The 21564-nt window shown below is 42.6% G+C and carries 19 protein-coding genes and 1 pseudogene; 9 read left to right on the plus strand and 11 right to left on the minus strand.

Going from position 1 to position 21564, the window contains the following annotated elements; all coding sequences use genetic code 11:
* Positions 1 to 24: 24 nt before the first annotated feature.
* Positions 25 to 1365 carry a reverse transcriptase/maturase family protein gene (locus CSV80_RS15695; protein WP_099671552.1) on the minus strand — a complete coding sequence of 447 codons (1341 nt, stop codon included), beginning with the start codon at positions 1363 to 1365 and terminating at the stop codon, positions 25 to 27.
* Positions 1366 to 3313: 1948 nt separating this feature from the next.
* On the opposite strand from CSV80_RS15695, the gene CSV80_RS15710 reads away from it, so the two are divergent.
* Together CSV80_RS15710 and CSV80_RS15715 are read left to right on the plus strand one after the other, a co-directional pair.
* Positions 3314 to 4132, plus strand: coding sequence for a choline kinase family protein (locus CSV80_RS15710; RefSeq protein ID WP_158231926.1), 819 nt, complete (start codon positions 3314 to 3316; stop codon positions 4130 to 4132).
* A 33-nt stretch (positions 4133 to 4165) separates the two neighbouring features.
* Complete coding sequence (locus tag CSV80_RS15715; protein ID WP_099671556.1) at positions 4166 to 4585, plus strand: PaaI family thioesterase; 420 nt, start codon at positions 4166 to 4168, stop codon at positions 4583 to 4585.
* A gap of 123 nt (positions 4586 to 4708) precedes the next feature.
* Here CSV80_RS15715 and CSV80_RS17935 read toward each other — a convergent pair.
* From CSV80_RS17935 to CSV80_RS15740, 6 genes and pseudogenes are all read right to left on the minus strand, one after another.
* A pseudogene (locus CSV80_RS17935) lies at positions 4709 to 4829 on the minus strand (FAD-dependent oxidoreductase); the annotation flags it as partial.
* Positions 4830 to 4868: 39 nt separating this feature from the next.
* A complete protein-coding gene (locus CSV80_RS15720) occupies positions 4869 to 6122 on the minus strand; it encodes a dihydrolipoamide acetyltransferase family protein (protein WP_099671557.1) in 1254 nt (417 codons plus the stop codon).
* Positions 6123 to 6134: 12 nt separating this feature from the next.
* Positions 6135 to 7130, minus strand: coding sequence for an alpha-ketoacid dehydrogenase subunit beta (locus CSV80_RS15725; protein ID WP_099671576.1), 996 nt, complete (start codon positions 7128 to 7130; stop codon positions 6135 to 6137).
* 26 nt (positions 7131 to 7156) lie between these two features.
* On the minus strand, positions 7157 to 8221 hold the full coding sequence (pdhA, locus tag CSV80_RS15730; RefSeq protein WP_099671558.1) for a pyruvate dehydrogenase (acetyl-transferring) E1 component subunit alpha: 1065 nt from the start codon (positions 8219 to 8221) through the stop codon (positions 7157 to 7159).
* 29 nt (positions 8222 to 8250) lie between these two features.
* On the minus strand, positions 8251 to 9390 hold the full coding sequence (locus CSV80_RS15735) for a Glu/Leu/Phe/Val dehydrogenase dimerization domain-containing protein (protein ID WP_099671559.1): 1140 nt from the start codon (positions 9388 to 9390) through the stop codon (positions 8251 to 8253).
* Between the two features lie 56 nt (positions 9391 to 9446).
* Positions 9447 to 10802 carry a sodium-dependent transporter gene (locus CSV80_RS15740; protein ID WP_099671560.1) on the minus strand — a complete coding sequence of 452 codons (1356 nt, stop codon included), beginning with the start codon at positions 10800 to 10802 and terminating at the stop codon, positions 9447 to 9449.
* A gap of 284 nt (positions 10803 to 11086) precedes the next feature.
* On the opposite strand from CSV80_RS15740, the gene CSV80_RS15745 reads away from it, so the two are divergent.
* Both CSV80_RS15745 and CSV80_RS15750 read left to right on the plus strand, forming a co-directional pair.
* On the plus strand, positions 11087 to 11551 hold the full coding sequence (locus CSV80_RS15745; RefSeq protein ID WP_099671561.1) for an Lrp/AsnC family transcriptional regulator: 465 nt from the start codon (positions 11087 to 11089) through the stop codon (positions 11549 to 11551).
* A gap of 435 nt (positions 11552 to 11986) precedes the next feature.
* Complete coding sequence (locus CSV80_RS15750) at positions 11987 to 12694, plus strand: gamma-glutamyl-gamma-aminobutyrate hydrolase family protein (protein ID WP_099671562.1); 708 nt, start codon at positions 11987 to 11989, stop codon at positions 12692 to 12694.
* A gap of 102 nt (positions 12695 to 12796) precedes the next feature.
* Here the strand turns inward: CSV80_RS15750 and CSV80_RS15755 are convergent, their stop codons facing one another.
* Positions 12797 to 13495: a YjjG family noncanonical pyrimidine nucleotidase gene (locus CSV80_RS15755; protein WP_099671563.1), complete on the minus strand. Its 699-nt coding sequence runs from the start codon at positions 13493 to 13495 to the stop codon at positions 12797 to 12799.
* Positions 13496 to 13692: 197 nt separating this feature from the next.
* Between CSV80_RS15755 and CSV80_RS15760 the strand changes: the two genes are divergently transcribed.
* Positions 13693 to 14448, plus strand: a complete 756-nt coding sequence (locus CSV80_RS15760) for an IclR family transcriptional regulator (protein WP_099671564.1) — start codon at positions 13693 to 13695, stop codon at positions 14446 to 14448.
* A 56-nt stretch (positions 14449 to 14504) separates the two neighbouring features.
* On the opposite strand, the gene CSV80_RS15765 is transcribed toward CSV80_RS15760, so the two are convergent.
* Complete coding sequence (locus tag CSV80_RS15765) at positions 14505 to 15494, minus strand: 5-oxoprolinase subunit C family protein (RefSeq protein ID WP_099671565.1); 990 nt, start codon at positions 15492 to 15494, stop codon at positions 14505 to 14507.
* Entirely contained in the window at positions 15485 to 16225 is a 741-nt protein-coding gene (gene pxpB, locus CSV80_RS15770; RefSeq protein ID WP_099671566.1) for a 5-oxoprolinase subunit PxpB, read from the minus strand. Before pxpB ends, CSV80_RS15765 begins: the two co-directional genes overlap by 10 nt.
* Positions 16226 to 16532: 307 nt before the next feature.
* On the opposite strand from pxpB, the gene CSV80_RS15775 reads away from it, so the two are divergent.
* From CSV80_RS15775 to CSV80_RS15785, 3 genes are read left to right on the plus strand one after another with little or no spacing between them, the layout of a single operon-like run.
* Positions 16533 to 17309 (plus strand): LamB/YcsF family protein, encoded by a 777-nt coding sequence (locus tag CSV80_RS15775; RefSeq protein ID WP_099671567.1) that lies wholly within the window; start codon positions 16533 to 16535, stop codon positions 17307 to 17309.
* A complete protein-coding gene (locus CSV80_RS15780; RefSeq protein WP_099671568.1) occupies positions 17306 to 18532 on the plus strand; it encodes an NRAMP family divalent metal transporter in 1227 nt (408 codons plus the stop codon). Before CSV80_RS15775 ends, CSV80_RS15780 begins: the two co-directional genes overlap by 4 nt.
* Before the next feature lie 19 nt (positions 18533 to 18551).
* Positions 18552 to 19343, plus strand: coding sequence for a putative hydro-lyase (locus CSV80_RS15785; protein WP_099671569.1), 792 nt, complete (start codon positions 18552 to 18554; stop codon positions 19341 to 19343).
* Positions 19344 to 19433: 90 nt separating this feature from the next.
* On the opposite strand, the gene CSV80_RS15790 is transcribed toward CSV80_RS15785, so the two are convergent.
* A complete protein-coding gene (locus CSV80_RS15790; RefSeq protein ID WP_099671570.1) occupies positions 19434 to 20201 on the minus strand; it encodes a 3-hydroxybutyrate dehydrogenase in 768 nt (255 codons plus the stop codon).
* Between the two features lie 504 nt (positions 20202 to 20705).
* On the opposite strand from CSV80_RS15790, the gene CSV80_RS15795 reads away from it, so the two are divergent.
* Entirely contained in the window at positions 20706 to 21260 is a 555-nt protein-coding gene (locus CSV80_RS15795) for a competence protein ComK (protein ID WP_051210420.1), read from the plus strand.
* Positions 21261 to 21564 lie beyond the last annotated feature (304 nt).

Genomic DNA, 21564 nt, shown 5'->3' on the forward strand with positions numbered 1-21564 from the left:
ACACTTAGATTTACCAATAACAGTTTAATGCTTAAAACTAATTCTATAACCTAATTTCTTTTCAATTTTAGTTTTTCTGTTTTTAATTTGTTGCAAAATAAGATTATTTGTGTTTGGACTTATTTCATCAAAAGCCTTTTGAGCTTTGATCGCATACGTTATAAAATTACCGTAAGGAGTGCTATTAGTCCCTGCGTCTGTATATAGTGTGTATATTTTCTTTCTGTAAGGCAATTTTTTTAAGTTCTTTTTTTCTTTTACTTTCTTAGCTTTTTCAATTAATCGGTTAGCTTTCCTATAGAATTTACATGGACTTTTACTTCTCATCCTTACATTTTCTCCATCAAAAGCAAATCCCAAATAATCTAGATTACAGACAATGTTGCTATCTAAATGCCTAATTTCATTTTGCTCATACAGAAGATAATGTGTTTTTGTTAGGTGTATTTTTAATTTTTCTCTTGCGGCAAGGGTATTGATTTTTGAAGCCAATTCATTAAATTCACTTTTACCAAAGTCACCTTGGGCTGGAATAACAATTATAAAATCATCCGAATACCTTCTGTACAAACCATTGTAATCTTTCACTAATGATTTAATTTCTTTATCGAATAAAATAGCATAGACATTAGCCAAAACTGCGCTAATGGCGGTTCCTTGGGGTATGCCAATGTTGTTTTTATTAAAAGAAATCTTATATTTCTTTTTAAACTCCCTATACTCGCGCGTATTGTCAAAGTAACTAAACTTTCGTTTCTTTCTTAAATATTTGTCCGTACCAAATAAGCTGTTTATCAACTCTTTTTCACAATAGGAGTATCTAGTGACAGATCTAAAGACTCTGTACCAATCTTTTTCTAAATTCTCCATATTTAACACGATTTTGACCCTTTTCTTTAACAGCTGATGGTCTAAACTATCAAAATAACTTTCAAAATCCCCTACTATTATGTAACAATATTGATGTTCGACTATTGCACTGATAACTTCCGCGGCGGAATCAATATTGTTCTTACTGTACTTAGGCTCCCTATAAGCTATAGACTCTTCGTTTATATCATTTTCTTTAGCCCAATTGGAGTATGCTTCATTTAATAACTCTCCATAGTAACGATAGATAAAATTATCTTTGTGGCAAGCATACATAATATTACGGGGTTTAGTTTTTATCGGCAATTTATCATCACGGATAGATATCTGAGTTACATCAAATTTATCAGTACTTTGAGTGTACTTTAATAATGGGTAAAAATTATGTTTTTCAATCTTCATTGGGTCTTCAACATACTTTTGTACATTTGTATATTCAATTCGACTATCAAAATGAAGGTATTTTTTACTTTGATATTTCTCATTATCTCTCATTATAATTCTCCGTTCTCCGAGCAGATGAAGCTACAATCCCAGCAATTGTTTTATAGCTTATCTGCACTCCGGCCCTGATGTTCGCAGATGGGGACCACATTAATTCTGCAACATGCTGGTATTAAACTTGATTGTTATAATCTAGTTAGACTGTCAGTATCTCATATTGGAGGAATAAAGATGAAGATTGTATTCCAGTTCCAACTTGTTGTAGATCCAGGGTCTGTGAAGCGTTTAATAGCATTCCTTATGTGGATGCCTTCTAGGCTTCTTCTCTGGAGCATTATGGTTGACAGTTCCATACTTGATTCCCCTCACATCCCAATATTCGGAGGGCATATGAATTATATCATTTATTAACTCATTTGGCAATTTAAGGGCAAATACCCACTAAAACTATGCATATCAAACATACTTTCCCTTTGGCACCACTTGCTTAATAGATAAGGAGTACGATTGGTGTCCTAGAGTCCCTACTTGTCCAATTAAACCAAATAAGTTAAAGAACCACTTAAATTTTGTTTACCTGTGCATCACACATCTCAAGAACAATTCAGAATAGTGCCTTGTGTGATGCACAGGTAAACAAGAAATAATATATTAGAAATCTCTGCTCAAATAAATGAGAATTAACCTATCCCATATGAGACGAGGCACTGCCTAGAAGTTGAAGATGGTCTGCCTAAAGACGACAGGTGTACCTGACGACATTGGGCAAGTGCACCTGCCTAACCCCGCTAGGCGAATAACCAAAGAACTTAAGAATATTATATACGCACCTGTGCATCACACATCTTCGACACTATTCAGAATCGTTTCCGATTTGTGTGATGCACAGGTTTGCTAAAGTCAATAGTCCCAAACCGTCTCCCAGTGTTAATAAAATATAAATATAGCTATAACAGTCAATATAATAATCACGGGTACTGATAAAACATAAATCCACAGCAAATTGGAAAAAGATTTTTTGCTGCTGTACTTTTTATTCTTAGAATCCGTACTGGAATTAGCAATAGAGAGAGTCAAAATCAGTCCGACAACCAAAACAATAATAACGAGAATCATGGCTACGATAAGGCCCAAGTTGATGAAGTCCTCCTTTTAAAAAATAAATTCCTTTGTTCCATACGTTATAATGATATCACATAAAACATTTTCGAAGACCATCCAATTAGGGGTTATTTAAATTAACCACTTTTATGTAACAGTTGTTACATAAAAGTGGTTGGTTGGAGGTTATGAGATCGTCAAGAATTATGTGTCAAAGTGTAGCCTACCTGTACATCAAACGGTTTAGATACTATACTGAATTGCTTTGGAGTTGTATGATGCACAGACAAACAAAAAAGCACTGCCCAATAGTTACAGGTGGTCTGCCTAAAGTCGACAGGTGTACCTGACGACATTGAGCAAGTGCACTTGCCTAAAACCGCCAAGCCAATAACTAAAGAACTTAAAGAATCTTAAGAAATAAGAATAGTGTCGAGATGAATCTCGACGTTGCACATTTCTTTATGCAGTGCATGAGTGACGAAATTAGAAATCATATCGATTTCAAAAATAATTGCTACAGTGTGTATCCTTTTCGGAAAAAAGCTCTATATGACAAATGAGAGAGGACATGCAAAGCGAATCCACACAGGATGCGGTGATACTGCAAGACTATGTGAATAGATTTCGCCAATTCAATTTCCAATGGACTATAGTGAATCTAGTATTACTATTGATTTAAATGGAGCGTTGAAAGATAATAACGTAATAGGTGTGTCTTATTCGTAAGTGGATGCTTGATATATAGAGTGATAAGAAAAGATCTATTCGGTAAAACGATTGATTTGAATTTACGGATTTCTGATTAATTTTCCGAATAATTAATAAGTATGTTGAAATCGGAAATTTACTAGAAGAACCGTACATACTACAGTACGAAAAACAGGGGTGTTATAAAGTGTTTCTAATTGAAGATCTAAAATACATAAAAAGACTAGGCGGTCTCACTAATCTAAACTTCCTCGTCGCACACAAAGGACAAAAATACGTCTTACGTTTTCCAGCGCATGAGTTTGAAGATATCATTAACCGCCACCATGAAAAAGAGAACCAGCGAATTGCGGCTGAAATTGGGGTGACGGTTGGCAATGTGGTGTTTACTGATGAAGGTATAAAAATGACTCCGTATTATGATGCGACGGCTAATTTAACGCGAGATCTGATTGTAACGCCTGAGTATTTGGAGAAAGTGGCGGGTGTGTTGTCTACACTTCATTCGTCGAAAAGGGAGTTTCCGAATCGTTTTAATTATTGGGGAGAGGTGGAGAAGTATAAGATTGCGTTAACTGAAATTCCATCGCTCTATGTGTTGTTGGAGGAGAGGTTGAGGAAGTTGATGGAAGGGGAGCGGCAGGAGTATGTGCCGTGTCATATGGATTCGGTGACGGGTAATTTTATTCAGAATGACGCGGGGCAGTTGCTGTTGATCGACTGGGAGTACAGCGCAAATTATTTACCAGAGTGGGATTTGGCAGCGTTTATTTTGGAACGTGAGTTGAGTGAGGAGCAAGAGCAAGTGTTACTCGACTACTACGGTTTGCCAGCTGCTTCGAAACAGTCGCTGGATTTGCAAAAGTTGAAGTCGGATTTTCTTTGGTCGTTATGGTCACTCGTTAAAGAACTGGAAGATCCTTCGTTTGAACAGTATACAGCGAAGCGGACGGAGCGCCTGCTCGAGGGGGTGGAGCAGTATTATCGTGTGTATGGGAATAATTAGATAGTAGGCTAAAGGAAAGGAGTGAATGAATTTATGGCACAGTCGAAAACAGTGGATTTGATGGAGGTAGTAAAGGGGGAAGCGACACCACCGAATTGTGATCTAACATTGCAAATTGAAGTATTATCTGCACACGATGGATTGGCCCGTGGTGTTTGGACAGTGGATGAAAAGTTTATGAACGGAAACGGGGTGTCGATGGGCGGCTTTTTAACATCTGCGGCAGATATTATGATGGCTTATGCAATTGCTTCAAAAATTACGGAAGATCAGACATTTGCTTCTGTGGATATACATACGACGTTTCACCGACCTGTATTCGCGGGGATGGTGGAGGTGGAAGCGCGTGTAGAGCGACTCGGACGCAAGATGGCTTATGTCGTGGCTAGCCTTTATCAACACGATAAGAAAGTCGGCGACGTCGTTTCTTCTGTCATGATCTTGGCTAAGTAAGTTGAACCAGTACTGCAAAGAGAAGTCAACTTAGCCTTTATGTACAGATTGTTTAAGCAGTTTTACTGCGTTGTGAAAACGCTTTCTAAAAAATCTTTTCCGGTAACACGGGAAAGATTTTTTGATGCATCCTTTGCTGAGGCATACACCAACGGAGTTGATTTTTTTCGATCAATGTGACATGGTGACCGAGCTGAGCGGCACGGATGGCAGCAGTATAGCCACCCGGATCGCCACCCATCATAATCAGCTCTTTTTCTTGGATGATTTCACCTACTACTAATTATATCAACTCCAGCCAAAGCTTTTTAGGATTTTCAATCAATTCTGCAAAGCGATTTGTAAAGGCTACTGCCGTTGCACCGTCTGTTACTCGGTGGTCAAATGACATGGAAATATTCATAATCGAGCGGATTACAATTTCGTCATCATCCGTGACAACTGCGCATTTCTTCGTCTTATGGAATGCGATAATCGCTGTTTCAGGATGGTTGATGATCGGCGTCGCTCCTGTACTTCCGAGTGGTCCGACGTTCGTGATTGTCATGGTGCCGCCTCGCATTTCATTGCCAGACAATGTACCGAGCCGTGCTTTTTCATTGAGCTCTTTCATTTCAGTGTGGACTTCTAGCAACGTTTTCTTGTGAGCATTTTTCAAAACCGGCACAATGAGTCCAAGTGTTGAATCGACAGCAAGTCCGATATGATACTCTTTTTCCAAAATGATGACTCCATTTTCCTCATCCAACTTGGCGTTGAAAACAGGGAATTCTTTTAACGCTACGACGAGTGCTTTGATGAAAAATGCGACCGCGGAAACAGAGACACCATCTGCTTTTAATTCCTGACGTAGCGCAAGGAGATTCGTCATATCGATTTCCTCGAAATGCGTAACATGCGGAATGGTCGTCAGTGACTGTGTCATTTTCTTTGCGATTTGCTTGCGGATGCCTGTGAAAGGAATTATCTCCGCTTCTGTCGATACCGTTGCTGCTTTAGCTGCAGGGGAGGGGGGAGCAGGTTGCACAGTGTCCGTTGCCACAGTTTCCTGTGACGCGGAAATCTGGCTGTTTACCGTCTCCATAAAGTGGTACACGTCCTGTTCTAAAATACGGCCTGCAGGACCGGTGCCACTGACAAGTGTAATGTCGACACCATTCTCTCTGGCAATTTTCCGTGTGTACGGAGCAGCCATGACCCGGTGTGGTCCTTTGAACTTCGTTGCAACATGTGTAGCGTTATTTGCGGGTACCGCCTCGGCAGTAGTAGTGGCGGCTACATGTTCCGCTCGTCCTGAACGGTTTTCTGCTTCTATTAGTAAGATCGTGGTACCTACTTCTACAGTGGAAGTAGCGTCGACTAATAGTTCTCTTACAATTCCGGTTGCGGGTGACGGTAATTCCGCCACCATTTTATCCGTCTGTACTTCTACAAGTGCTTGATCAGCAACAACGGAGTCGCCGGGCTTCACGAAGTAGTGAAGAATCTCCGCTTCCGTCATCCCTTCTCCTATATCATGCAGTTTCACTTCTAACAATGTAAGACCCCCTTAGAATGTATACACTTTTTCGATTGCTTCTTCTACCCGTTTAGGAGTTGGCAGATACTCATCTTCCAGTGCGAAGAAGGGTACTGGTACATCAAATCCTGTTACTTTTTCAATCGGTGCTTTCATATATAAGAATGACGTTTTATTAATAATAGAAAGAATATCGTTGCCAACGCCTGTCGTTTCATGTGCTTCATGCACCACTACTACGCGACCAGTTTTCTGTACGGATTCTGCAATGATGTCCTTATCTAAAGGGAACAGAGTGCGTATATCAATTAAGTCACACTGAATTCCTTTTGCTTTCGCTTTTTCCACCGCTTTCTTCGCGACAGGTACCATGGCCCCCCAGGTGATGACAGTTACATCATCACCTTCAGTCACTTTCTTACCTTTTCCGATTTCGACTTCATACATCCCTTCTGGAACCTCTTCACGAACAGCACGGTATAAGCGCATCGGTTCCATGAACAATACCGGATCCGGATCTTTAATCGCTGCGATTAGCAAACCTTTCGCATCGGCAGGGGATGAAGGGCAGACGACTTTAATGCCTGGCATATGTGTGAAAAGAGATTCGGGACTGTCTGAGTGAATTTCTGGTGCGCGTACGCCCGCTCCGTACGGTGCACGAATCACCATCGGCACCGTATATTTGCTCATCGTTCGCATTCTGACACGGGTTACATGCGTGGCAATTTGTTCGTATGCCGGATAGACAAAGCCGAGAAATTGTATTTCTACGATCGGAATCATACCATTCACTGCCAGCCCGACAGAGGAGCCGACAATGCCAGCTTCACTTAACGGTGTGTCAATGACACGGTCTTCGCCGAATTTTTCCTGCAGTCCTTCGGTTGCGCGGAATACACCGCCATTTTTTCCGATGTCTTCTCCGAGCAGCATGACCCGGTCGTCTTCCGCGAGCATCGTGCCGAGTGCATCTGTCACCGCTTGGACGAGCGTTAATGAACGTGTCGTGTTACTGGTTTTCATTGTTGATGTTTCAGCGACTGGATTCATTACTGATCCCTCCTAACTGATTGTAGATACTGTTCTTTCTGTTCTTGTAGTGGCCAAGGCAACTCTTCAAACACATGGTCGAATAAATCTTCCACTTTCGCTTTCGGGAAGTTTTCCATTTCAACAATTGCTTCTTCGATTTCTTCGTTGATCTGTGTACTAATTTCTGCCACCCATTTTTCGTCCCAATATGTTTGGCCTTTCATGAAACGTTCTAAGCGTAGCAGGGGATCCAGTTGATCACGTGTAGAATCCACCTCGTGTTGATCGCGGTATTTTGTCGGATCGTCAGCTGTTGTATGCGCACCGAATCGCTGGGTTACGGCTTCGATTAAAGTAGGTCCGTCACCATTTCTCGCTCTGTCGAATGCTTTTTTCGTTTCAATATACACTGCGAAAATATCGTTTCCGTCAATACGGATGCCAGGCATGCCGTACGCGACACTTTTTTGAGCAATTGTTTTGGAGTTCATTTGCTTCTCGATTGGCACCGAGATGGCATATCCATTGTTCTGGTTAAAGAAAACGACAGGTAACTTAAATACGCTGGCAAAGTTCATGCCCTCGTGGAAGTCACCTTCAGATGTCGCCCCGTCGCCAAAATAGGCGATAGAGACATTTTTATTGCCCTTGCGCTTATCTGCCCACGCAGCACCTGTTGCATGCGGGAGTTGTGTGGCAATTGGAACGGCCGGAGGGAAGATATTGCGGTCAGGGTGTAGATTACCTTCCGCGCGCCCGTTCCAGTACAGCAGAACTTTCGGCATATTTGCGCCGAACGTTAACAGGGCGCCGTGATCACGGTAGGTAGGAAACACCCAGTCATCTTTCTTTAAAGAAAGAGCGCTTCCTACCTGTGCAGCCTCCTGCCCTTCGAAAAGGGCATATGTTCCAAGGCGGCCTTGACGTTGTAGGCTCTTCGCTTTGCGATCAAATGTTCTAATTCGTAGCATGTTATAGTAAAAGGAATGAACTAATTCGGCTGTGATCTCTTCTTTAATCGAGTCATCCGAGAATGTTCCTTCTTCATTCACATATTGTATAATTGGATATAATTCTTCCATGAATTCATCACCTCATTCGGCTATTTTTATTACTGATGAAAATTCCATTTCGGTCGGTTTGACTGTGTGAAGAAGCTGTTGCGGTTCTTGGCATCCGCAATACGCTTTTCGCACATACGGTCTGCGGCAGTGGCAGTTGTTATATGATCCTGTTCTGCCTGATTGAATACTTCAAGCAGTGAGTTGTAGATGTTTTCAGTTTTAGCGAGTACACGTGCAGGATTCGTTCCGTACAATTCATCCGCCACTTGGATTAAACCGCCGCCGTTGACGATATAGTCTGGTGCGTACAAAATACCCTTTTCACGTAGTAGCTCTCCATGGCGGCTTTCCGCGAGCTGATTGTTTGCTGAACCGGAGATTCCTCGTACTTTCAGCACCTTGAGCGTATCGTCATTGATCACGCCACCAAATGCACAAGGAACAAAAACGTCTGCTTGCAGACTGTAAATCTCATCGCTTGATACGACCTTGACAGCGCTTCCACCGAGCTTTTGAATATCTGCAATCGCTTGCTCATTAATATCTGTGACGATCACGTTTCCACCTTCATTGATAATATGTTCAGCTACTTTGTAACCTACTTTACCAAGACCTTGGATACTGTATGTTCGACCTTCTACTTTGTCGTCGCCAAACACATTCTGGTTTGTCGCTTTAATACCATAGAAGACTCCTAGTGCAGTAGGGATGGATGAGTCTCCGCCGCCGCCATATTCAACCGGCTTACCCACGATGTAGTTTGTTTCTTTCATGGCTTGCACAAAGTCTTCAAGCGTTGTGCCCATGTCCGTCCCTGTATAGAAGCGTCCGTTCAATGATTCGATGAATTGCCCGAAAGCACGGAATTTCTCAGGAGTTTTATCTGTTAACGGATCTCCGATAATGACGGACTTTCCGCCGCCAAAGTCTACGTCAGCTGCCGCACATTTATATGTCATCCCTTTAGAAAGGCGAAGAACATCTTTTAATGCGAGATCCATAGTTTTATACGGCGCCATGCGACACCCACCGAGTGCAGGTCCCATAGTCGTATCGTGAACTGCAATGATGGCTTGAAGACCGGTTGCTTTATCATGACAGAATAGAATTTGTTCATGCTCCACCATTTTATCCAATACACTTGCCTTGTCGTCTTGTAAAGTCTGTTCTAAAGTTACCAAAATCATTTCCTCCTCTATTTTATTGCTGTAAACCTATAAGAGGGTATCAGCAATCTATCTATTTATTTCAAGAAGTTCAATAGTCCAAGTACGTCTGCAAACACGATGAGAATAGCTACCGGTGCGAGGTAACGGATTAATAAAAACCAGGCAGAAAATAATTTTGTGCTTATATTGGAGCCGGCCTTCAATTCTTCATAGAGCTTTTCTTTCGGTATTTTTATTGGGATGAATATCGCGATCAACAACGCACCGAGTGGCATGAGAATATTACTTACTAAAAAGTCGAAGGCGTCAAACAGAATCATACCGAAAATCGTAAAGTCTGATAATATGCCGTACGATAACGCGGATGGGACACCGACTATAAAGATAGCTGCGCCAATCATCCAGGCGTGATTTTTCCTCTTCTTGTGATCCCCTTTGGAAGTGGCTGCTACAATTATTTCCAACATGGAAAATGCGGAAGTCAGCGCGGCAAACAGGAACAGAATCAAGAATGCTAGGAAGAACAATGTGCCAAACGGCAGTTGCCCGAAAATGGTAGGCAATACATTAAAGAGTAATGTAGGGCCTGCGTCCGGTTCGAGACCGAATGCAAAGACTGCTGGGAAAATAACCAATCCGGCCAGAACGGCTACGAGCAGGTTCATTAATACGATGGAAATAGCGGATTGTGGCAAACTCTCCTTCTTGGATAAATACGAACTGTACGTAACCATTACGGAAACACCGATACTGAGTGCAAAGAATGATTGACCCATCGCAAACAAGATCGTTTCAGATGTAATGTTGCCAAAGTCCGGTTTTAGGAAGAAGCTGACACCTGCCATCGCTCCGTCGAGAGTGAATGACCGTATAGTCAAGATGATAAACAAGATGAACAGTGCAGGCATCATATACTTACTGGCCTTTTCTATACCACTTGTCACTCCTTTTGCTATAACAAATGTTGTCATTATCATGAATAGGAGTTGGGCACCTACGCTTACGTAGGGACTGGATACAATGTTACCGAATAAATTTCCATAGTCAGCCTGCGTTAGACCACTCAGACTTCCCGTGGCAGCTTTCCAAATGTAGATAAGCACCCAGCCACCGACCACGCTGTAAAAGGATAGAAGGATGAAACACGTAACAATTCCTAGTTTACCGATCAAATGCCAAGATGTACCCGGTGCGATCGTTTTATAGGAATCAATTGCGTTCTTCTGGGTACTCCGTCCAATTATGAATTCTCCCATGAGTAGCGGAAGTCCAATCAGGAAGGTGAAAAGTAAAAAGATTAATAAAAAAGCGCCACCGCCACTTGTACCTGCTACATAAGGGAATTTCCATATGGCACCTAAACCGATTGCTGAGCCCGCTGCTGCTAAAATAAAACCTAATTTAGAAGACCACTGATTGTTAGTATGCATGCGTCACGTTCCTTTTGTGTTATAGTTTTCATAGATGGGAAAAGAATTTCGGGTTTTGTAATCGCTTACATTTTCATGAAAAAAAATACATGTTTATTTATACATGGGGTTTGGGATACATGTAGTCTGTTTCATACCTCCTTCGTCCGCTGTTTTCCCTTTGACTTAATAATAGAGTAAGTTATAATTTATTTACATATCAGAAAAAAGTGGTTTTCACAAAAAAGACACAACTTTGAATAACTTTAGAGCATTTATCCTTCATTTTGGAAAGAGGTGGGATTTTGAACAAAACGGACATTAAATTATTGGAACTATTGCAAGAAAACAGCCGTGTGACAATCAGCGATCTTTCTAAACAATTATCTCTCAGTCGCCCTAGTGTTTCGGAACGTTTGCTGCGTCTGCAGGAAAAAGGTATTATAGAAGAATTTACTGCGCGAATATCATTGCAGGCACTCGGACTGGACACATTACTATTCATCCAGGTAAATGAATTAAAATTGAAGCCCACTGAGTTTGAGGAACAAATTAAAGAAGAAAATTCGATTCTTGAATGTCACCGTGTGACCGGAACGACAAATTATATCTTGAAAGCCGCAACGTCTAGCATGGCCAAAATGAGTGAGCTAATCGACCGGCTGATCCCATTCGGTACGTTAACGACTTCTATTGTATTGTCGTCGCCTATCCCATATAAGATTATTCTGCCGGAAGAAGAGGTAGTGGAAGAAAACTGTTTGCTGTAACGGATATGGGATGAGAATGTGTTGAATTTCTACTATATAAGCATATGTATACGTTCTATTTGTATGCGCTTTCAAATTAGTGGCTAGTATTATAGAATAGAAGAAAAAATATCGATTAATTCTTTAGAAGAGACTATGTAATCAACGTCTTTGTAAAAGCTTTGTGTTTGATAACAAAATAGTACGCAGACCAATCATTTCAACAGGGATCCGGCTGACTTTTTATTTTTACTTTGATGCACATGTAAACAAAAACATCTTTAACAAAACATAACCATACTCCATCTGTCCCAGATCTTCCATTCGATGCATGGATTGAAATCTGGGTTTTCTATTTACTTGTTAAGTAATGCAACGATCCCTGAGTAGCTTCCCACAAATTTGGGTATACAATATTTCATCACTTGTAGGAATGTAAAAGGGAGAGTGCACTATATGAAACCATTAATTGGTGTAACGTCAGATATAGATCAGAACGGGGATACACTAGTTCAGACTAGATATATACGAGCAGTTCGGCAAGCAGGTGGCGTACCCGTCATTTTGCCGGTAGGACTGGAAGCGATTGAAGAAGTTTGCGATCGTTTAGATGGTGTATTGCTAATCGGTGGGGAAGATGTGGATCCGTATTTGTATGGTGAAGAACCGCATCGGCAGCTTGGGAAAGTGTTGCCAGAGCGGGATGAGTCGGAGCTCGCGTTAATTAAAACGATGGCGGATCAAGATAAGCCGGTGTTTGGGATTTGCCGTGGGTATCAGTTGATCAATGTGGCGTTTGGTGGAACGATTTATCAAGATATGTATGCGCAGCTTTCAGAGGATTTATTGCAGCATCATCAGCTGACGGATTTAGACTTTGCGTTTCATTCAATAGATATTGTAGGGGATAGTAAATTGGCGGAGTGGGCGGGAACTTCTGAAGTCCGTGTGAATTCACTGCATCATCAGGCGGTGAAGGAAGTCCACGCACCACTTGTTGTGACGGCAGTTGCCAAAGATGGTGTCGTTGAAGCTATTGAGAGTACTGCGCATCGTTTTGTCGTAGGCGTTCAGTGGCATCCTGAAGCGATGGTGAAGCGGGATGATCGTTTGTCGTTGAAGTTATTTGAGCAGTTTATTGAGGCGGCAAGTGAGAAAAGGTAAATGATTATCTGCAGATGTTTTTGAGGCATTTTATTGTTAGCTTGAATAGGTATATGAGAAACCCCTCCAACTAAATGTATTGGAGGGGTTGTTGGTTTTAGATTAGTTGTTCATTACCGTGTTACGTTCCAAGCTGAATTCTGCCCATGAATGAATTTCATATGTAGGCTGAATTCCTGCATGATTTTCGCGGTGGTCTGGATTGAACCAGCACGTGTCGATGCCCGCGTTGATTCCGCCTTGAATGTCGGAAGTTAGAGAATCGCCGATCATTAGTACACGAGAAGGATCCGTAATGCCTAGTTTCTGAAAAGTATATTCAAAAATCTCGGGCTGTGGTTTCTTGTATCCTGTTTCTTCGGAAGCAATGATGGCTTCGAACGTATTGCGTAAAGGAGAGCCGGCTATGCGCGCGTGTTGAGCTAGTGTGAAGCCATTCGTTACGATGGCCAATCGGTATTCAGATAGCTTTAAAATCATTTCTTCTACGCCGTCGATCAAATGAGATTCGTAGCCTAGGTTTTCGATGTATAGCTCTCCGAAATGTGCAGCGTCAAGTTGTAGTTCGTGATGTGCGAATAACCGACGGAAGCGTTCCACTTTTAATTCTTCAATGGTGATTCGTCCTTGTTCGAGATCATCCCAGATGACGGAACTGATCGCACGGTACGTATCGCGGTAAGCTTCTAGACCGTTTGGTAGTCCGAACGTGTTAAATGTATTGCCGAGTGCATGTTTTTCTGTTTCAGCAAAATCGAATAATGTATCGTCTAGATCGAATAATAATACGTCGTATGGCATAAAGAAAACTCCTTTTTTTACAATAAGTACTAGTATAACATGATGTGAACGATAGGTGGAAGGACTGCCGATTATGAATGGAAAATGAAGATCCTAGGGTATGAGATGATCGAAAGAGTGTAATGCGTAGGTAGGATAATAATGGTATACTCGTCCATAGAATCTATATAAACTATTATGTTTGGAAAGGAGCCAAAATGAGCACAAATAACAAAACAGTCGTCCGCTCGCTAGACATACTCAACCTATTCGTCGACCACCCAGCCCTAACATTCCAAGAAATCATCGACCTGTCGGGTATTCCAAAGTCCTCCGTCTATCGCATGCTGTCTTCACTCGAAGAAATGAAGTTTCTAGAGAAAGGCGCGGATTCACAGTATCGTCTAGGTCTGTTGTTTTTGAAATATGGCAGTCTCGTTTCGAAACGATTGGATATTCGCAAGATTGCGCATCCGATTATGGAAGAACTTCACAATGACGTGAAGGAAGCGATTAATTTGATTGTTCGACAGGGCGATCAAGCGATTTATGTAGAGAAAATCGATACGTTCCAGAAGGTTCGTTTGTATACGGCGATTGGCAGGAGTAGTCCGTTGTATGCAGGGGCTTGTTCGCGGATCATTTTGTCCCATCTATCGGATCGCTATATTTCCGAGTATTTGGATAAGACAGAATTACAGCGGTTTGGTAACGGTACGTTTACGGATCGGGAGTTGCTGCTCGCTTCTATTGAGGAGACGCGACGGAATGGCTATACGCTTAGTAATTCGGAGCTTGAGAATTTCACTTCTGCTGTTGCGGCACCGATCTTTGATTTTAGTGGTGATGTGATTGCAGGGATTAGTATCGCGGGTATTGAAGCGAATTATCAAGAAGAGAATTTAAGAATATTCGTTCCAAAAGTGAAAGAAGCTGCCTTGAAGATTTCTAGGCAGCTTGGGTATACAGAATGAGTGAAACCTTGTATTTCAGTAGAGTAATACTGAAACGCAAGGTTTTTTATTGTGCTTCAATACTGAAGTGTATGTTGGATACCGATTTTAATTTGGTTGATCAGCTCTTCTTTTGCGATGAGTTCACGTTCTGCTTCTGCATGTGTGATGAGCTTGAAATAGAGTTTCGCGTTAGGTTTCACTTGCGACAGGCTGCCTAAGTCGGCGGTGATGACTTGTCCGATTTTCGGATAGCCGCCAGCCGTTTGTCTGTCCGCCATTAAAATAATCGGCTTGCCGTTAGGGGGGATTTGAATTGTTCCGAACGTCACGCCTTCCGATAGTAGTTCAAGTTTTTCTGTTAATGAAAGTGCCTGTCCTTCAAGTCGTAAGCCCATTCGGTTCGATTGCGGCGTGACAACATACGGCTCGCGTACAAGTAGTTGTTTACTGGCATCATCAAAGTGCGTATATTCAGTGCCTTCGATGATTCGTATAGTTTGTGTAGATGCCAGACTGATTAACGGATGATGGGGTACAGCCCAGTCTGGCGTGCCTTCTTGTTCAATCAACGTAAAGACTTTCTTGTTTGATTCCGTTAATTGACCGAATGAAAGCTGATCGTTTTGTTTCAAAGCTCTACCTTCGAATCCGCCAATACCCGCCACCATATACGTACTTTTACTTTCCATGACAACTGGTATGTCGATCCCACCGGCAATTGCCAAATACGCTCGGCAACCTTCAATCGCAAAGCCGAATTTTAGAATCGAGCCTTTTTTGACAATGAGAGGCCGCCAATTCGCCACCGGTATCCCGTCAATCGTCGTTTGAAGATCGCCGCCCGTAATCGCGATCAGTGTATCTTCTTCAAACTCAAGCTTCGTTCCAAATAACGTGATTTCTAGAATGCCTTCACGTTCATCATTGCCTACAAGTAAGTTCGCGATACGCATCGAATAACTATCCATGGCACCGCTTACAAGAACACCGAATTTTTGTGAACCGGTGCGACCGATATCTTGTACGGTTGTTAAAAGTCCTGCATTTAATACGTTTACTGACATGTCGTCACCTTCTTTTGCTTATCATACTGTTCTTGTGTCATCGGACAAAACTTAATTTTATCTCCCGACTGCAATAAAGAGGGGGGAGACATATCCGGAACGAATAGATCCGTTGGTGTGCGTCCGATAATTTGCCAGCCGCCTGGTGTTTCGAGTGGATAGACACCGGTTTGTTTGCCAGCGATCCCGACAGAGCCAGGAGGAATCGATGTCCGTGGCGTTAGTTTTCTCGGTGTCGCAATTCGTTCGTCGAGGCCACCGAGAAATGGAAATCCTGGTGCGAAGCCGATCATGTAGACGAGATATTCAGGTGTCGTATGAATTTTAATTACTTCTTCGATAGACATACCATGGGTTTCCGCCACGATATGGAGATCAGGACCGAATTCTCCACCATAAAGAACAGGAATTTCTACTAACCTTCCTTCCGTAACAGGAAGTTCGGATATTTGCACAGCTAAAGTATTCATATAATCGGTCACTTTTTCAATAGGTGTGCCGTCAATCTGAAATCCATTCTTTGATTGATAGACCAGATACGGAGAGTAGTATACCGCCAAGCTATTATAAGCAGGAACTGACTCGATGAATCCGTCAAATGGATATTCATCCAAAAGGAAAGACAGATTTTTTACTTGCTGGTGGATGGAAGGATGGATGCCTTCACCTAGTTTTATAATGATGGCCGAGTCGCCAAGTACTTTTATATCGAGAGATTTCTGATCACTCATCGTAACATCTCCTTCAAATTCCGAAATTCGAAACCGTTATTCTGAAAAACGAATCGTAGTTCTATTATAGATTTCTAAAAAGAAAATACAAGCTTATTATTCAGTTAGTAAAAATACTCACCATATTTCGACAACAGTCTATTCAACAAAAGAATTTTATGATAGACTAAGTTTCAAGTTCAAAACCTTGGTTTCGAATTTCGAAACTAAGCGATATGCAAACGCTTACTTCATGTCGGTAAATTAGATGAATCATCCGGATTTTGATGGGTTTGATTCATTTTAAAAAATAAAGGGGGTCATACACATGGTAAAAGTAGATTTGAATAGTGATTTAGGAGAAAGCTTTGGTCGCTATACATTAGGGGAACAAAAAGAGATATTGAAATATGTAACCTCTGCCAATATAGCGTGCGGATTCCACGCAGGGGATCCTTCCGTGATGCGGGAGACGGTACAACTTGCGATCGATAACGGAGTACGAATCGGCGCACATCCGGGGTTGCCTGATTTAGTTGGATTCGGGCGTAGAGATATGAACATTACTCCCGAAGAGGCGTATGACATGGTCGTTTATCAAATCGGGGCCCTGCAGGCGTTCCTCGCTGTACATCAAGAACCGATGCAGCATGTGAAGCCGCATGGCGCGCTGTATCAGATGGCGTCAAGAGATAAAGGAATTGCAGAAGCGATCGCAAAAGCGGTTTATGATGTCTCACCTTCACTTGTGCTGTTCGCTCTTGCGGATAGTGAATTGTCGAAAGCGGGGGAAGCGATTGGACTCGTGACGGCGCATGAAGTATTTGCCGATCGTACGTATCAATCAAACGGCATGCTCACTTCTCGTTCACAAGATGATGCGATGATTACTGATCAAGAACAGTCTGCAGCGCAAGTTATTATGATGGTCAAAGAAGGAAAAGTACGTTCGCAACAAGGGACGGATGTCGCTCTTCGCGCAGATACGATCTGTATTCATGGAGATGGAGAACATGCAGTCGAGTTCGCGAAATATATTACAGACCGGCTGAACGGTGAGGAAATTACTGTGACGGCTATTGCTGATCGGGAGGATTCGGTATGAAAAATGAGAAGTTAGGATTGACTCATGAGCAGGAACAGAAAAAAATAACTCGTGGCGTCTTACTAGGCGCCGCTTTCCTGATGGCCACCTCGTCTGTTGGACCAGGTTTCTTAACACAGACAACTGTATTTACTGAGCAACTGGCAGCAAGTTTCGGTTTCGTTATTTTAATTTCTTTAATTCTAGATGTCTTTGCTCAAATGAATATTTGGCGAGTGATCGCGGTTTCTGGATTACGTGGACAGGAAATTGCCAATAAGGTGTTGCCGGGTCTAGGTTTCGTTCTCGCCTTCCTCATTGTCGCCGGAGGTCTTGCGTTCAATATAGGAAACGTCGCAGGTGCAGGTTTAGGGCTTAACGCGATGGTTGGAATCGATCCGATTATGGGTGCGGTCATCAGTGCGGTCTTTGCGATTTTGATTTTCATGGTAAAAGAAGCAGGTAAGGTGATGGACAAGGTCGTTGCCGTTGCGGGTGTGATCATGATTATTTTGGTCGTATTCGTCGCTTTCAAAACGTCTCCGCCAGTTGGAGAGGCGATCGTCCGAACGTTTAATCCTTCTGAAATCAGCTTCTTCGCGATCGTTACGTTGGTCGGAGGTACAGTCGGTGGGTATATTACGTTCGCAGGTGGACACCGTTTATTAGATGCAGGAATTAAAGGTATTGATTCCGTTCCATTAGTCACGAGAAGTTCCGTTACAGGTATTGTCGTTACGGGAATTATCCGAGTGGCATTATTCCTGGCAGTTCTCGGAATCGTTTCACAAGGGTTGCAGATTGATCCAGACAATCCTCCAGCATCTGTTTTCCAGCTGGGTGCAGGAGAACTTGGGTTGAGATTGTTCGGTGTCATCATGTGGGTAGCAGCGATTACGTCAGTTGTCGGTGCAGCGTATACGTCGGTTTCATTCATCCGATCATTCCACCCACTCATCGAAAAATATCACAACTGGATTATTATTTTATTCATCATCGTCTCGACGTCAACTTTCGCATTCGTTGGAAAGCCGGTTACGATTCTTTTATTAGTAGGGGCATTGAATGCGTTGATTCTGCCACTAGCGCTAGGTACGTTGCTCGTTGCGGCGTATAAGAAGAATATTGTCGGTGAATACAAGCATCCACTATGGCTTACGATTGGCGGCGTGGTCGTTGTCGTCGTAATGGGCGTGTTGAGTGTCATCACGTTGATCGAACAGATTCCATTACTCTTTGACTAATCTATAGGAGGTTTTATTGATGGAAGCATATCGTTCCATGAAAGCGCAAGAAGTTCGGAAGTTGATCCGAGAGCAAGTCATTACGGGGCAGACGTCTGGGATGGCGACGGGCTTTACGCAAGCGAATTTGGTCATCTTAAAACAGGAGCATGCACTTGATTTCCTGCTGTTTTGCCAGCGTAATCCGAAGTCTTGTCCGTTACTAGATGTGACAGAGCCGGGTTCATATCGTCCGGCTAAGCTTGCTGAAGGTGCAGACATTCGCAGTGAACTACCGAGTTACCGTATTTATAGAGATGGCGTGTTGACCGAAGAAGTGAACGATATCACGGACTACTGGGAAGATGATATGGTGGGCTTTTTAATCGGCTGCAGTTTCACATTTGAAGCACCGTTACTGGCGGGCGGAATTCCTATTCGGCATATCGAAGAAAATCGCAATGTTCCGATGTATGAGACGAATATTGCATGCACGAAGTCCGGTATTTTCGAAGGGCCGACCGTCGTCAGCATGCGACCGATGAAGGCGCAAGACGCGATTCGAGCAATTCAAATTACGACGCGTTTCCCTGACGTTCATGGGGCACCGATTCATCTTGGGGATCCGAGTTTGATTGGAATTGACGATATTTCCGCACCGGACTTTGGAGATGCCGTTACAATTAATGAAGGCGAGATTCCGGTGTTCTGGGCGTGCGGTGTGACGCCGCAAGCGGTAGCGATGCAGAGTAAGCCGTCCATTATGATCACGCATTCTCCGGGTTGTATGTTTATTAGTGATACGAAAGATTCGGAGCTTAGTGTTTTGTAAGAAAAAAGTTCTCAACTCGACTAGACGTCGGTTGAGAACTTTTTTGGTGGTTATTGGCTAGTATTCATTCACGAAATATTTATTTAGACCCTATTGCACGGTATATCCACCGTCGAGCACAACGGCTTGGCCGGTAATCCCTTTCGCGCTATCACTTGAAAGATATAGCGCAAGATCCGCGACTTCTTTCACGTCCAACAAACGTTTCTGTGGCACTAGGGGATAGATAATTTCCTCTAGTACAGATTCAAGCGGCACACCACGAACTTCCGCTAAGTCTTCAAACTGATTGCGCACGAGCGGTGTATCCACATATCCTGGGCAGATTGCGTTCACGGTTATGCCGTCAGCTGCTGTCTCGAGTGCAGCGACTTTCGTCAATCCGATCACGCCGTGTTTAGACGAGTTATACGCGGCTTTGCCCGCAAATCCGACGAGCCCGTTAATAGACGCCATATTTAAGATCCGACCGAATTGCTGTTTTTTCATATGCGGCAACACGAGCTTCGTCGCGATGAACGGGGCAGTGAGCATTACTTTTACTAACAGTTCAAATCGTGCAGTAGGGAAGTCTTCGAGCTTTGAGACATGCTGCAAACCTGCGTTGTTAATGAGGATGTCGATTCTACCGAAGCGAGCGATTGCTTCATCGATTGCTTGCTGAATATCTTCTTCTTTCGTGACGTCGCATTTCAAGCCGATTGCGCTGCCACCTAACGTGACAGCCGCTTCTTTTACCTTTTCTTCATTCACATCGGTCAATACGACGATGGCACCAGCTTCTGCAAATGCTTTGGATATTTCGAATCCTATTCCTTGTGCAGCCCCTGTGATCAGCAATATTTTATCTTTAACCATATGAATATCCTCCTTAGTGCTCTTCAACAATCGCATAATGTCTCAAATTGTATTTTAATTCACTTCATTCGCTAAACGCAATGCTTCTACAAAATGCCTGATCTACATACAGAATCTGCCATATTATATAGAGGTTCAACAATAAAATCAGAATAATGGAAAAGAAGGTAGACGAAATCATTATAGTACTATATACTAATCCTTAAGACAGGTATTTTGTATGAGGTACATCATGTAAACGCTTACTATCTTTAAAAATGAATGAGTGCAGGTCGATAACTAAAGCTCTATTTATTGGCCTGTTTTTTGTGCGTTAACGTAAGGATCTGAAAGGAGGTGAGATCGTAATGCGTCACCTAGTGGATAGAGAAAATCCCCGAGTGCTTCATGTCGTGGGAGACAGACTCGAGGATTTAATAGCTGGTGTATACCAACATATCGTAAGTATACCCCTTTATTCTACTAATCGAAAGAAGTTTCTATAAAAGAGGAGGATAATGGGGCATGGACGAAGAAACAAAGTCAGTGATTTCACCGGGGACGAGTCTGGTATATCCGTATTATGATGATGAGGGAAAGTTATGTGCGGTGTTATTGAAAGACGGTGATTTTATACGGGTGGATAAAAGTCCAACTGAGATAGTGGATTTGAGTATGCAGTTTTATGGGACAAGTTTGCGTGGTGGGATCGATGGTGGTAAGGCGTTGATGGGCAAAATCCATATGACGCCCGTGATGGTCAATGAGCGATTGGATATGTACTTTTTCCCAAGTAATTCGCCTTCTAGTAATGAATGCGTGTGGTTTTCATTGTCACACATCCTAACGTTTTTGCCATTCGATAAAAAACATACAAAAGTGATATTCCGTGATGGGAATGTCTTCACTGTGAACTGCAGCTATTCAGTATTTCAGACAAGATACCAGCGGGCGTGCATGTTGAAGAATGGATTGTCGGCCAGGTTCACGCAGATGGCGCTCGGTGTAAGGAAAGGATATAAGACGTATTTGATCCGAAAGAATCATAAGCGTGGGAATTATGAAATATCGGATGAGTAAATAGAATTATACATAGCGTTCCTCTTTGGAGGAGCGCTTTTTCTGTCGAATGGTTTTGTGAAATATTCACTGTTTTGGTTGGCGGGGTGGTATAATCAGTGTAATTATGAATCGTTTGGTTGGGAATTGTGTTCGTCAGCGGTCAGGAGGGAAGAGTATGTTGTTTGATTTCTTTAAGCCGAAGTGTGAATATTGTAAGAAGCGGACGTCTGTTTATCAGGGATATTATTTGCCGAATGATAAGAAGATTAAGGTCTGTTCGTCTTGTGCGCGTTTTGCGCAGCGTCGTGGGTTTCGGAAGTGG

The organism is Sporosarcina sp. P12(2017), from assembly GCF_002743035.1.
GTDB classification, from domain to species: Bacteria; Bacillota; Bacilli; order Bacillales_A; family Planococcaceae; genus Sporosarcina; species Sporosarcina ureae.